This is a genomic window from Sphingobium terrigena, assembly GCF_003591655.1.
In the GTDB taxonomy this organism is placed as follows: domain Bacteria; phylum Pseudomonadota; class Alphaproteobacteria; order Sphingomonadales; family Sphingomonadaceae; genus Sphingobium; species Sphingobium terrigena.
On sequence record NZ_QVRA01000008.1, the window covers coordinates 41,974 to 54,606 of the forward strand.

The 12,633-nt window shown below is 65.1% G+C and carries 14 protein-coding genes and 1 tRNA gene; 7 read left to right on the top strand and 8 right to left on the bottom strand.

Features of this window, described 5'->3' with window-relative positions; genetic code table 11:
* Window positions 1–95 precede the first annotated feature (95 nt).
* The 4 genes from D0Z70_RS10685 (at window position 96) to D0Z70_RS10700 (ending at window position 3,805) form a co-directional block, all read left to right on the top strand.
* The gene (locus D0Z70_RS10685) at window positions 96–1,097 is read left to right on the top strand and encodes an NAD-dependent epimerase/dehydratase family protein (RefSeq protein ID WP_119746427.1); all 1,002 of its coding nucleotides are present in this window, start codon (window positions 96–98) and stop codon (window positions 1,095–1,097) included.
* 350 nt (window positions 1,098–1,447) lie between these two features.
* On the top strand, window positions 1,448–2,407 hold the full coding sequence (locus D0Z70_RS10690; protein WP_420820379.1) for a KpsF/GutQ family sugar-phosphate isomerase: 960 nt from the start codon (window positions 1,448–1,450) through the stop codon (window positions 2,405–2,407).
* Window positions 2,404–3,210, top strand: coding sequence for a 3-deoxy-manno-octulosonate cytidylyltransferase (gene kdsB / locus D0Z70_RS10695; protein WP_119746171.1), 807 nt, complete (start codon window positions 2,404–2,406; stop codon window positions 3,208–3,210). The genes D0Z70_RS10690 and kdsB overlap by 4 nt, the downstream gene beginning before the upstream one ends.
* A 4-nt stretch (window positions 3,211–3,214) precedes the next feature.
* The gene (locus D0Z70_RS10700) at window positions 3,215–3,805 is read left to right on the top strand and encodes a histidine phosphatase family protein (RefSeq protein ID WP_119746173.1); all 591 of its coding nucleotides are present in this window, start codon (window positions 3,215–3,217) and stop codon (window positions 3,803–3,805) included.
* Between the two features lie 137 nt (window positions 3,806–3,942).
* On the opposite strand, the gene rpoZ is transcribed toward D0Z70_RS10700, so the two are convergent.
* Window positions 3,943–4,287: a DNA-directed RNA polymerase subunit omega gene (rpoZ, locus tag D0Z70_RS10705; protein ID WP_026002539.1), complete on the bottom strand. Its 345-nt coding sequence runs from the start codon at window positions 4,285–4,287 to the stop codon at window positions 3,943–3,945.
* Window positions 4,288–4,406: 119 nt separating this feature from the next.
* Here rpoZ and D0Z70_RS10710 point away from each other — a divergent pair, with 119 nt between their 5' ends.
* Window positions 4,407–5,597: a phospholipase D-like domain-containing protein gene (locus D0Z70_RS10710; protein ID WP_239018874.1), complete on the top strand. Its 1,191-nt coding sequence runs from the start codon at window positions 4,407–4,409 to the stop codon at window positions 5,595–5,597.
* A gap of 31 nt (window positions 5,598–5,628) precedes the next feature.
* Here the strand turns inward: D0Z70_RS10710 and D0Z70_RS10715 are convergent, their stop codons facing one another.
* The 7 genes from D0Z70_RS10715 to D0Z70_RS10745 all read right to left on the bottom strand — a co-directional run bounded on the left by D0Z70_RS10715 (window position 5,629) and on the right by D0Z70_RS10745 (window position 12,074).
* Window positions 5,629–5,997 (bottom strand): hypothetical protein, encoded by a 369-nt coding sequence (locus D0Z70_RS10715; RefSeq protein WP_119746177.1) that lies wholly within the window; start codon window positions 5,995–5,997, stop codon window positions 5,629–5,631.
* A 122-nt stretch (window positions 5,998–6,119) separates the two neighbouring features.
* Window positions 6,120–6,686 (bottom strand): hypothetical protein, encoded by a 567-nt coding sequence (locus tag D0Z70_RS10720; RefSeq protein ID WP_119746179.1) that lies wholly within the window; start codon window positions 6,684–6,686, stop codon window positions 6,120–6,122.
* Window positions 6,679–8,031 carry a sensor histidine kinase gene (locus D0Z70_RS10725; RefSeq protein ID WP_119746431.1) on the bottom strand — a complete coding sequence of 451 codons (1,353 nt, stop codon included), beginning with the start codon at window positions 8,029–8,031 and terminating at the stop codon, window positions 6,679–6,681. Before D0Z70_RS10725 ends, D0Z70_RS10720 begins: the two co-directional genes overlap by 8 nt.
* A 7-nt stretch (window positions 8,032–8,038) precedes the next feature.
* The gene (locus D0Z70_RS10730) at window positions 8,039–8,752 is read right to left on the bottom strand and encodes a response regulator transcription factor (protein ID WP_119746433.1); all 714 of its coding nucleotides are present in this window, start codon (window positions 8,750–8,752) and stop codon (window positions 8,039–8,041) included.
* A 196-nt stretch (window positions 8,753–8,948) separates the two neighbouring features.
* Window positions 8,949–9,779 carry a sulfite exporter TauE/SafE family protein gene (locus tag D0Z70_RS10735; protein ID WP_119746181.1) on the bottom strand — a complete coding sequence of 277 codons (831 nt, stop codon included), beginning with the start codon at window positions 9,777–9,779 and terminating at the stop codon, window positions 8,949–8,951.
* 230 nt (window positions 9,780–10,009) lie between these two features.
* Complete coding sequence (ald, locus tag D0Z70_RS10740) at window positions 10,010–11,125, bottom strand: alanine dehydrogenase (RefSeq protein WP_119746183.1); 1,116 nt, start codon at window positions 11,123–11,125, stop codon at window positions 10,010–10,012.
* 58 nt (window positions 11,126–11,183) lie between these two features.
* Window positions 11,184–12,074: a peptidylprolyl isomerase gene (locus tag D0Z70_RS10745; protein ID WP_119746185.1), complete on the bottom strand. Its 891-nt coding sequence runs from the start codon at window positions 12,072–12,074 to the stop codon at window positions 11,184–11,186.
* Between the two features lie 93 nt (window positions 12,075–12,167).
* On the opposite strand from D0Z70_RS10745, the gene D0Z70_RS10750 reads away from it, so the two are divergent.
* A tRNA-Ser gene (locus D0Z70_RS10750) sits at window positions 12,168–12,258 on the top strand.
* Window positions 12,259–12,435: 177 nt separating this feature from the next.
* Window positions 12,436–12,618 (top strand): hypothetical protein, encoded by a 183-nt coding sequence (locus D0Z70_RS10755; RefSeq protein WP_119746187.1) that lies wholly within the window; start codon window positions 12,436–12,438, stop codon window positions 12,616–12,618.
* Window positions 12,619–12,633: the final 15 nt, after the last annotated feature.

Here is a 12,633-nt window from a genome sequence, read left to right on the forward strand (position 1 = left end):
CAGGCGGAAAAAGGCCTTTACATGCCCCGCCACTTTGGTGTGACTGACAGGACGCGCTGCCCGCCGGCGCGCTTTTGCGTGGGAGAATGAAGGACATGACGATATTGGTTACCGGCGTTGCCGGCTTTATCGGCATGGCGGTGGCCGACCGGCTGATGGCGCAGGGCCATGCCGTAGTCGGCATCGACAATATGAATGATTATTACCCTGTGTCGCTCAAGCGCGACCGGATCGCCATGCTGGAAACGGCGCATGGCAAGCTGTTCACCGTTCACGAGCTGGATTTCGCCGACAATGACGCGCTCCACGCGGCACTGGCCGATCAGGTGATCGAGGCGATCGTCCATCTGGGCGCGCAGGCCGGGGTGCGCTATTCGCTGATCAACCCGCACGCCTATGTCCGCTCCAACCTGGCGGGCCATGTCAACATGCTGGAACTGGCGCGCGAGCGGCGGGTGCGGCATCTGGTCTATGCCTCCTCCTCCTCGGTCTATGGCGGCAATGACAGCCTGCCCTTCCGGGTCGAGGACCGGGCCGACCATCCCATCTCGCTCTATGCCGCGACCAAGCGGGCGGATGAACTGATGAGCGAGACCTATGCCCATCTGTTCCGTATCCCGATGACCGGACTACGTTTTTTCACGGTTTACGGGCCATGGGGGCGGCCCGACATGGCGATGTGGATCTTTACGAAGAAGATCCTCGCCGGGGAACCGATCCCGGTGTTCAACCATGGTCGTATGCAGCGCGACTTTACCTATATTGACGATATCGTCAGCGGCGTGATCGGCTGCCTCGACCATCCGCCTGCCGACGATGGCGCGCCCAAGCCGGGGGGCAGCCGTGCGCCGCACCGGCTCTACAATATCGGCAACAACAAGCCCGAAGAGCTGATGCACCTGATCGCGGTGCTGGAGGACGCACTGGGGCAAAAGGCGCAGATCGATTTCCAGCCGATACAGCCGGGCGACGTCCATGCGACCTTTGCCGACATCAGCGCCATCGCCCAAGACATTGGATTCGCGCCTGCCACGGGAATCGAGTCGGGCGTGCCGCGATTCGTTGCCTGGTATCGCGACTATCACCAGACTCGGTAAATTCACGTTGCAACGCACACAATTAGCCAGGAAAAGTTCCACGCTTCGTCGCTCGCCCCATTCGCTCTGCCTCGCTCAATGGCGACGGTGTGACGGAAAACTGCGTTGAAATTCTTTTCGCACTTGCAAAATGATTTGCCATAAGTGCCTGAAACAGCGTAAACAGTTGGTGTGTGCCGGTGGTCAAGCCGGCCAGGGGTCGCGGAACAAGGGAAAGACGACGCATCGAATACGATGGTTCGTCGCCGCCTGTGCCAGCCGGATATCCGGCGGCGACAAGCGGGGAAAAGGGCAAACGCGTGTCAACACTTGCTTCGAAAATTGTCCCGTTCGGCTCGGGCGGACGGATCGTGAAGACCGCCTGCCACAGCCTGTCTGTCGCCGCGATGGGCCTCAACGCGCTCGAAGCGCAATTTGCCGAACGCGACTTTGCCGCCACTTTCGTGCGGCTGATCGGCGTCATCATGAATGTCCGCGGCCGCGTGATCGTGACCGGCATCGGCAAGAGCGGCATCGTCGCGCGCAAGATGACGGCGACGCTGACCTCCACTGGCACGCCGGCCATCTTCCTGCATCCCGCCGACGCCGGCCATGGCGATCTGGGCATGGTGACGCCGGACGACGTGGTGCTGATGCTGTCCCATTCGGGCGAATCGACCGAACTTGGTCCCATCATCCAATATTGCAAACGCTTCGCCATTCCCCTGCTGGGCATGACGGCACAGGCGCACAGCACTGTCGCGACCGCCGCCGACATTTGCATGTTGATGCCCGACGTCCCCGAAGCCTGCCCCAATTCGCTGGCGCCCACCACATCGACCACGGTGCAGATGGCCTTTGGCGACGCGATGGCGATTGCGCTGATGGAAATGCGCGGCTTTTCCGCTGATGATTTCCACAAATTCCACCCCAATGGCCGTCTGGGCGCGCAGCTGGTCAAGGTGCGCGAGCTGATGGCGAAGGGGGAGGATGTCCCGTCCGTGCAGGAGGACGCCTCGTTACTCGACGCGACGATCGAAATGACCCGTGCGCGCCTGGGCGGTACGGCAGTCGTCGATCGCGACGGGCGACTGATCGGCGCCTTTACCGACGGCGACCTGCGTCGCACCGTTACCGGCAAGCAGAATCTGACCGATTCGGTCGGGCGTTTCATGACCCCCACGCCACTGGCCGTCGGCCCGGAAGAGCTGGCGCAGGAAGCGCTGCACCTGATGCACGAACGCAACGTCATGCTGCTGTTCGTCTGCGACAAGGGTAAGCTGATCGGCGCGGTCCATATGCACGACCTGCTGCACGCGGGCGTCGCCTGAACCAGCTCGTCGTCATTCCCGCGCGGGCGGGGTCGTCCCGCCTGCCGCGCAAGCCGCTGCGCCTGATCGCCGGGCGCACTTTGCTTCATCGTACCATTGCCATGGCCCGCGCCGCCATCGGCACGCGCGATGGGGTGGCGCTGGTCGTTGCGACCGACGATGACGAAATCGCCAATCATGCCCGCGCCATAGGCTGTGACGCGGTGATGACCGACAGCGCCATCGCCACCGGATCAGGCCGCGCACTGGCCGCCGCGCTGGCGCAGGCCACCCCGCCGCGCTTCGTCGTCAATCTCCAGGGCGATTCGCCCTTCCAGCCGCAGGGCGCACTGGGGGCGGTGATCGCCGCGCTGGAAGCGGGCGCGCAGGTCGCCACCCCGGTGATCGCGCTCGACTGGGCCGCGCTCGATGCCTTGCGCGATCACAAGACCCGTTCCCCTTTCAGCGGCACCACTTGCGCCCGCGCGCCCGATGGCCGGGCTTTATGGTTCTCCAAAAATATCATCCCCGCCATCCGCGGCGAGGACGCCCTGCGCGCCAGCCAGCCAGTCTCACCCGTGTGGCGGCATGTCGGCCTTTATGGCTATGCACTGGACGCCCTGCGCGCGTTTGAGGCCTGCCCGCCGACGGCGCTGGAAAATCTGGAGGGGCTGGAACAGCTCCGCCTGCTGGAACTGGGCATCGCGGTCACAACCGTGGCGGTCGATCCGCCGCTATTCGACAGCAGCGGCATCGACACCGAAGCCGACATCAGCCGGGTCGAGGCGCTGATCGCCCAGCATGGCGACCCGACGCCAGCCTGACCCCATGCGCCGCCTGTTCATCATCCGCCACGGCAACACCTTTGCCAGCAGCGCACAGGCCTGCCGCATCGGATCGCGCACCGACCTGCCGCTGGTCGAAAGCGGCCATGCGCAGGCACAGCGGCTGGGTGCCTGGTTCGCAAGCCAGGACCTTGCCATCTCCCGCCTGCTGACCAGCCCGCTGCTGCGCGCGCGCCAAACCGCGCAGGCGATCGCCGACGCCATCGGCCACGCGCCCGATGGCACGCGCGACTGGCTGGGCGAAATCGACCATGGTCCCGACGAAGGCCGCCCCGAAGAAGAAGTGCTGGCCCGCATCGGTGCGCAGGCGATCGCCGACTGGGACGAACGCGCTATTGCGCCTGTCGACTGGATCGTGGACGCCGACGCGCGCATCGCTGCCTGGCGCACTTATTTCGCTGAAGGTGCGGAGGGGGTGGACCTGCTCGTCACCAGCAACGGTGCCGCCCGCTTCGCCTTGCTGGCGGCTGGCCTGCCGCTGGGATCGCTCAAGCTGCGGACGGGGGCGTTCGGGGAATTGGCGGTGGATGCGGATGGCGGGGTGACGCTGGCCCAATGGGATGCGCGGCCCTGAATAGGTGATGGCCGCCGCCTGCGCGGGATTGGCGGATGTGACTGTGCGAACACCACTCATCCCCCCACCAAAAAAGTGAGGCCCGGTCCTGCTTGCGCAGGCCGGGCCTCTTCCCTCTCCAAACCAAATCCGGTGGATCAGCCGTCGTAATCGCCGCCGATATTCTGGTTGCGCGGCGGGGCCGCGGCAGTCAGGCGCAGGGCTTCGGCCGACTGCGCGATCGAACCGATTTCGTCCGGCGTATCGTCATCGTCAATCTGCACCTTCTGGAGCGAAGCGACGACCGAATCATGCAGTTCGGCGGGCAGCACCGTTTCCTCGGCAATTTCACGCAGCGCGACGACGGGGTTCTTGTCCCGGTCGCGATCCACGGTCAGCTCTGCGCCGCCCGAAATCTCCCGCGCGCGCTGGGCGGCGAGCAGGACGAGGTCAAAACGGTTGGTAACCTTGTCGACGCAATCTTCGACGGTAACGCGGGCCAAACGGGCCTCCTGCAACAAATGGAATGATTAGTGGGCCGGTTAGCAGCGCCCCTGTCCCAAGTCAATGAAAAGGCCATAAAGCCGTGGCGCACCCGGCCAAAAGGCGGCATGAGGGCGCGATGGCGACCCCCGTGAAAGCCCAAGCGCCCGACATCGCCGTCATGCTGGACGGCAATCATCTGCGCCTGATCGATGATGGCGCAGCCCTGTTCGACGCGCTGGTGGCGCTGATCACCGGCGCGCGCACCTCGCTCAAACTCTATTATTATATCTTTGCCGATGATGGCAGCGCCACGAAGATACGCAACGCGCTGGTCGCGGCGCAGGCGCGCGGAGTCGCCGTCACGCTGATGGTCGATGGCTTCGGAACGTCCCGCACCCCCGACGCTTTCTTTGCGCCACTGGTCGAGGCGGGCGGGCATTTCGGTCGGTTCGGCACGCGCCGGTCGACCCGCTACCTGATCCGCAACCATCAGAAAATGGCGATCGCGGACGATGCGCGGATGTTGATCGGCGGCTTCAATGTCGAGGACAGCTATTTCGGCATCCCGCCGCACGACAGTTGGGCCGACCTTGGCCTGTGGATCGAAGGGCCGCAGGTCGAGGCGATGAGCCGCTGGTATGGCCAGCTCTGGCGCTGGGTCGCGACGCGCAAGCAGCGTTTCCGCACCCTGCGCTCCATGGTGCGCCACTGGCACCCCTCGCTCCATCATGATCCGGCCGATCCGTTCCGCTGGCTGATCGGCGGACCGACCCGGCGACTCAGCCCCTGGGCGCAGGTGGTGAAACATGATCTGGAACAGGCGCAGCGGGTCGATATGGTCGCGGCCTATTTCTCCCCCGGACGCGGGATGCTCAAGCGGATCGCCCGCGCAACAAGGCGCAAGGGTGCGCGGATCATATTGCCCGCCAAGTCCGACAATGGCGCGACGATCGCGGCGGCTCGGCTGCTCTATGGGCCACTGCTCAAGCGCGGGGTGGAGATTGCCGAATATCAGCCCCGCAAGCTGCACATGAAGCTGATCGTCATCGACAATGCCGTGTTCATCGGATCGGCCAATTTCGACATGCGCAGCCTGTTCGTCAATTTGGAAGTCATGCTGCGGGTCGACGATGCCGGGTTCGCCACATCGGTGCGCAGCCTGATCGACCGGATGGCGCAGGACAGTCGCGTCGTAACGCTGGAAAGCCACCGCGCCACCCGCACCATATTGACGCTGGCCAAGCAATGGATCAGCTATTTGCTGGTCGGCGTGCTCGATTATACCGTGACGCGGCGGCTCAATTTCCGCGATCCCGACGCCGATTGACAGGGGAAGGGTTGCCCCCTCCCCCGCATCATCACCGTCCCGTATCACCCAGCACGCGGACCTGTCCGACGGGATAGCCCTTCTCGGCCATTTCCTTGGCATAATCGCCGCGCGCATCGGCCAATTCGGCGCGATATTCTTCCCAGGCGTCGCGATTATCCTCCGCATCGGACGCACCGCGCAGATCCTTGGTCAGTTCCTTGCGCGCTTCGGCAAGGTCGGTCTGATAGTTGAACCAATAATCATTCTCGATCCCGGCAATTGGGGCCTGATAGGTCAGCTGGTTTTCAACCTGCGCCAGTTGCTCCTCATAGCTGACCGGGCCTTCGCCCTGCGCGAGCGCGGCGGTGGAAGTCAGGGTGAGCAGGGCGGCAGCGGCCAGAAAAGACGAACGCGTCATGGGGTTTCTCCTCATTCCTCGTGAAACACGAAGGAGACAACGCCGGGACCCCGCCCTTTTTCGCCTGAACGAACTGACAGAATGGATGAAACGCGCCCTTGCAACGACGAACGGAGCCGCGATCAGCGCACGATCAGGTAGAAACCGGCAGGCGATGAACCGCCATTTTCGATTACGATATCATAGCGCTCGGTAAAGACCGGCAGCCAGGCGCAGTCCGCCTGCGGCCCGCCCACAGCCTTCGCGCACAGCGTCGCCCCGTCGGACCCCTGCACGCGGATCGACAGGCCAGCGCCCCCAGCCCCGCCCGCCGGCGCGATGGAAATCTGCGCCCGTTGTCCGGCCAGAAACAGCTGCCGCATCGTGAAGCTGCCGCCCGCCACCAGCGACCCGCGCCTATAGGCCGGACCCAGCGCCCGCCCGCGAAAGGCAAGCGTCGACCGGGTCACGCCGCGCGTCTGCGCCTCCTGCGTCCACAGCGCGGCGAGATCATCCTGCCCCTCGGCAGGAGTCGCGCCCAGCGCCTTCAAAACCTGCGCGGTGTCCATCAGTTGCGCGGCATTGCCCCCGGCCAGCGCCGCGTCCCCCTCCATCAGCGTGCGCAACACCGGATCGGCGGGCAGCATGTCGGCCGCCGGCGCGGCCGGCGTCGTGGCAAGCAGCAATGCGGGCAGCAACAGCCTAAACATCCTGATCCTCCAACTGGACGACAAACCGCGCACCCGGCGCGGCATCCTCCACATGCAGCGACAGTTCATGCCGCTGCGCAATCGCTCTGGCAAGCGCCAGTCCCAGCCCATGCCCGCCACCGGATCCGACATCGAGCCGGACATAGCGTTCGAAAATGCGCGCGCGGTCCGCCGCCGGGATGCCGGGGCCGTCATCCTGCACCACGATGCGCGGGCCGGGCGACAGCTCCAGCGCCACCGACCCGCCGCTCGGCACATATTTGAACGCATTGTCGAGCAGGTTGGACATCAGCCGCATCATCTGCATCGGGTCCGCGCGCAGCATGACCCCCGGCGCAATCCGGGCATGAAAGCCGATGCCCAGTTCCTCGGCGCTTGCGCCATAGAGGTCCGCCAGCGTCTCGGCAATGTCACTGAGATCCACTTCCGCCAGCCCGCGCAGGTCACCGCGCAGCGCCTGCGTGCCCGCTATGTCGAGCAGCGAATCGAGCAGCCGCACGACCCCGCGAATCTCGCCGCGCGACTGGTCCAGCGTGCGCAGTAGTGCCGCATCCTGCGTCCCTTCCATCGCCTTCAATATGCGCGTGTCGAGATGCATCAGCGGGGTGCGGATTTCATGCGCGGTCTGGTCCGACACGGCGCGTTGCGCCTCGATCAGCCGTTCGACCTGATCCAGCATCGCATTGGTATTGCCCGCCAGTTCGGCCAGTTCGTCGCTCGTCCCCGCGCCAGGCGCGCGCGCCGCGATCCGCCCGGCACGGACCGCAGCGAAGGTCGCGTTGACCGCCTCCACCCGCGCGCGCAGGCGGCGCGCGGCAAAATGGCCCGCCGTCAGGCTGAGCAGCGCGATCAGCGCCCCCGCCACGGCAAAGGCGACGGCCAACCGCGCCTGCAGCGCCTGCCCCCGCATATTGCTGTGTCCCACCAGCAATTGCGCCGCCGGGCCAAGCCGGGTCGCCCGCGCGAACATCTTTTGCCCGTCTGGCAGGGTGACAAAGCGCGCTTCGGACACGCGCGAGGATAATGTCGGCCAGCGTTCCAGATTGCCCGCGATGCGGCGACCCTGCGCGTCGGCCAACAGATACCAGCCCTGCTCGCCATCCTCCCGCTCGACCGCCAGCCGATCGGCGATACGCGCCCGCAACTCCGCGTCGCCGCCGCTCACATAAATATCCGCTAGGCCAGCCAGATCGGTATCGACCTCCCGCGCCAGCATCGCCCGGCCATCATCGGCGACGATCTTCTGCACCACCAGAAACAGCGCCAATGTGGACAGCAGGCTGACCAGCAATGCCGACAGCGTCACCCGGCCAAATACCGAGTGGAACAGATTGATCCTTGGCAACTTGGTTTTAGCCACTGGCTGATCCGGCCCCCGCCGCGATCAGCCGGTATCCCGTACCCCACACGGTTTCCAGCACCGGGCCGTTAAACCCTTCCTCCAGCTTGCGGCGCAGGCGGCCGACATTGACGTCGACGACATTGGTCTGGGGGTCGAAATTCAGCTTCCACACATGGCGCAGCAGCATTTCGCGCGTCACCACCTCGCCCGCATGGTCCATCAGGTAGCGGAACAGTTCAAATTCCTTGGGCGACAGCGCCAGATGCCGCCCCTGGCGATAGGCGGTGCGCGCCTTCACATGACATTCCAGATCGCCAAAGAGCAGCACCGGATCATGATTGCGGCGGCTGGCCCGCCGCCACAGCGCGCGGACGCGAGCGACCAGTTCATCCGGCTCGAACGGCTTGGCGAGATAGTCATCAACCCCGCTTTCCAGCCCCTCGACCCGATGTTCGCTGCGCCCCAGCGCCGACAGCATCAGCACCGGCGCGCCGACCCCCGCGCCGCGCAGCCGGGTGACGATGTCGATGCCCGAATAATGCGGCAGCATCCGGTCCAGGATCAGCACGTCGTGGCCGCCGCTGCCTGCGCGCGTCAGCCCGGTCGCGCCATCCTCCGCCTGTTCCACGGTCATCCCCGCGCCGGTCAGGATCGCAGCGATATTGGCGCGCGCGGCGGCGTCATCCTCCACCAGCAGCACGGAAATCTGGTCAGTCTGCCCCATCATGTCCCCCGCTACACGAATGGAGGGAAAGCCTGCCAGTGACAATATCTGTTAGGGGTCAGCCTGTTTGGGGATAATGACGTCACCTTAGCCCGTTCGTTTCGAGCGAAGCCGAGAAACGCCGCACACAGGTTTCTCGACTTCGCTCGAAACGAACGGAGGTAGGGGTTTCAACCTGATGTCAGACGCCCGGCGATCAGCCGTGCAGCGCGCCCCGGAACATGATGACCGAAATCACGACCAGATAGATGCCAAAAATCTTCTTGAGCGGTGAGGCTGGCAGGCTGTGCGCGGCGGCCACGCCCAGCGGCGCGGTCAGCATCGACATGGACGCGATCGCCAGCGTCGCTGGAATATTGACATAGCCCAGCGATCCCCAGGGCAGTCCGCCTTCCTTCAGGCCGATCAGGGCAAAGCCGATGGTGGTCGGAATGGCGATCAGCGTGCCGATGCCCGACGCGGTGGCGATGGCGCGGTGGATGGTCCGGCCGCACAGGGTCATCACCATGATCGCGATGACGCCGCCGCCAATGCCCAGCAGGGAGGAAAAGGTGCCAAGCCCGCCCGCAATCCCCATGCGCAATATGCCCGACGGCATGGTGTCGCTGACCACCTTGCCGCTGACGCTGGGCAACAGGAAGTTGAGCGACATCAGCCCGACGCCCGTGGCGAAGATCATCTTGAGTGTATTGCCGTTGACATGGCCCGCCAGCAGCACGCCCGCGCCGCAACCCAGCACGATCCACGGTGCCCAGGCACGCAGCACTTCAAATTCCACCGCGCCGCGCCGGGCATGGGCCAGCAGCGACCGGATCGAGGTGACGATGATGGTCGCAGCCGACGTGCCGATCGCGACATGGGCAATCGCCTCATGCGTGCCACCCAGCAGCGGCAGCACCACCAGCAAAGCCGGCACGACGACGAAACCGCCGCCAATGCCGAAAATCCCGGCGGCAAAACCGGCCACAAGGCCAGCGGCCAGCATCGAAACCAGCGGCACCAGCCAGGTCATGACATCGCCCTGCATCACCGCGCTCCCTGTTCCCGTGCCTGACCCATGGCCAAGCTGTTGCGAACGCCCTTGCAGGTCAAGGGGGCGAATGACGGGGAATCGATCATCACGGGAAACCATGCCTCTCTTCGGCGAAACCGGACAAGGGACGTGGATCAGCGGTCCCTTGTCTGGCTAGACGAACAGGCGCGGCTAACCCGCAACAGGAACAGGCAAAAGTTGGCGGGCGGGCAATGCACCCCTTCTCAGGCCACCGCCTCTGCCGCCTCCACATAGGTCAGCCCCAGCGCCTCGGCGACCGCGCGATAGGTGACTTTGCCGTCCCACACATTCAGCCCCGCCAGCAAATGCCGGTCGGTCCGCAACGCATCCTTCCACCCCAGATCGGCGATCCGCAGCGCGTGGGGCAGCGTCACATTGTTGAGCGCATAGGTGCTGGTGCGCGCCACCGCGCCCGGCATATTGGCGACGCAATAATGAACGATGCCATCGACGATATAGGTGGGGTCGGCATGGGTGGTGGCATGGCTGGTCTCGAAACAGCCGCCCTGGTCGATCGCGACATCGACCAGCACCGCGCCTTTCTTCATGCTTTTCAGCATGGCCGCGCTGACCAGCTTGGGTGCCGCCGCGCCGGGGATCAGCACCGCGCCGATCACCAGATCGGCGTCCGCGACACATTCGGCGAGGTTCGCGCGGTTGGAAAAGCGTGTCTTGGCCCGCGCCTCGAAATACATGCCCAGCCGTTCCAGCACTTCCGGGCTGCGATCCAGGATCGTCACGTCCGCGCCCAGCCCCGCCGCCATCTGCGCCGCGTTGAAGCCGACCACGCCGCCGCCGATCACCGCGACCTTGGCAGGTAGCACCCCCGGCACGCCGCCCAGCAGCACGCCACGCCCGCCATGCGCCTTTTCCAGCGCCGTCGCCCCCGCCTGTATCGCCATGCGGCCCGCGACCTGGCTCATGGGTTTGAGCAAGGGCAGCCCGCCATGATCGTCGGTCACCGTTTCATAGGCGATGCAGATGGCGCGGCTGGCGATCAGGTCGCGGGTCTGGTCGGGATCGGGGGCCAGATGCAGATAGGTGTAGAGGATCTGCCCGGCGCGCAGCATGGCCCGCTCATCGGCCTGCGGTTCCTTGACCTTGACGATCATGTCGGCGCTGGCGAACACCGCCTCCGCCGTCGCGACGATCCGCGCGCCCGCTTTCTCATACAGCGCGTCATGCGCGCCAATCCCCTCGCCTGCACCCGTCTCCACCAGCACGGCATGGCCATGCGCAGTCAGTTCATGGACGCTTTCGGGGGTCAGGCCGACGCGATATTCGTGATTCTTGATTTCCCTGACGGTGCCGACGATCATCCGCTCTCTCCCGCTATCCTGTTGCGGCTATAGCGCGGATGACGCGACGAATGTTCCGTTAAGGCGCGGCCCGCACCGGCACCGGCGCATTGCACAGATCGACCCCGCCAGCGGGACGATCATAAAAATCATCCTTCCGGTTGGCGCGCAGGTGCAGATAGGCGGCAAAGCTCGGCGAGGCGACATCCATCGCCTGAAAACGCGGCCTTTCGACGTCGGGCAAATCGCTCGCCAGCCGCACCGACAGGATCGGCACTTTCTTCTCGTCCGCCGTGTAGAAACCCAGCTCGCCCGACCCGCGCGGCAGGCTGGACAGATGCGCCATCCCCTCGATCACCCGGCCGACCACGGCGATATTGCGATCGAGCTGGCGCGGCGCCTGCCCGTTCACCGCATACAGCTCCGCCCCCGTCCCCGCGTCGGGCGAAACATTGCGGCCTACGCCCACAAAGCCATAGCAATGCGGCAACCAAGCCCCGTCGCCGTCCATCGCCATAGGCCAGCCATCGACATAGCCGCTCTGGGGCGCATAGGCGTCGACCGAGGGCGAGGGCGTGATCGCCAGCCGCACATTGGCGATCGATCGGACATAATCGACAGAACTGGTCGGCGACAGGCCGGGCGGCAGCGGCTTCTTTTCCGTCACATCGCCCCATTGCACGACATAATTATCCTGCACCCGGTTGATGCTGGTCCCGTCCCACCAATGCGCCCTGGCCAGCGCCCTGATATTGGCGACATGGCGCGGCGCAAAGGCCGGTGCGACCTGAATCACCACCCGCTTGCCCCCCTCGATCGTCATGACCAGCAGATCCTCCGCCGCGATCGCGCGCCAGGCGCTGGCCGGCGCTGCGGCCACGACAGCAGCGGGCGTTGCAGGCGGATCAGCGGCGATGGCAGCAGAAGCGGGGACAAAAGCGAGCAGCGCGGGCGCGAAAAAACGGATCATGCGCCGATCAGAGCGCCACCGCACAGGAAAGTAAAGCATCCCCTTGCCTAGCCGCCTTCGCCGCGATAGGGAGCGCGACTTCCAGTGCAATGCGGAGCGGTGGCCGAGTGGTCGAAGGCGCTCGCCTGGAAAGTGAGTATACGCCAAAAGCGTATCCAGGGTTCGAATCCCTGCCGCTCCGCCACCTGGTCATTCCATGACAGAGACTTTCTGACATCGACGCGCAGACGCTGGATATGCGGGCGACCATGCTTCCTATGGCGTCTGTCTGAAAGTTCATCTTCCCGTCACGCTGGCGACAGAGGGTCGGCGTCATAAGGAACAGGCAGTCCAGGACGGACCGCTTGATAGGAGTTGAACCATGAAAACCCGCCTGATCCTCACCAGCCTGGCTTCGCTGGCCGTTCTCGCGACCCCGCTCGCTGCCTCGGCCGCCACTGCCGCGGCCAAGCCGACGCATCATGTCGCAAAGCACAAGGCCGCCAAGAAGGTCTCCAAGAGCACCGCCACCACCACAGCCGCACCGAAGCCAGCCTCCAACTAAGCCCTGCCGACAGGG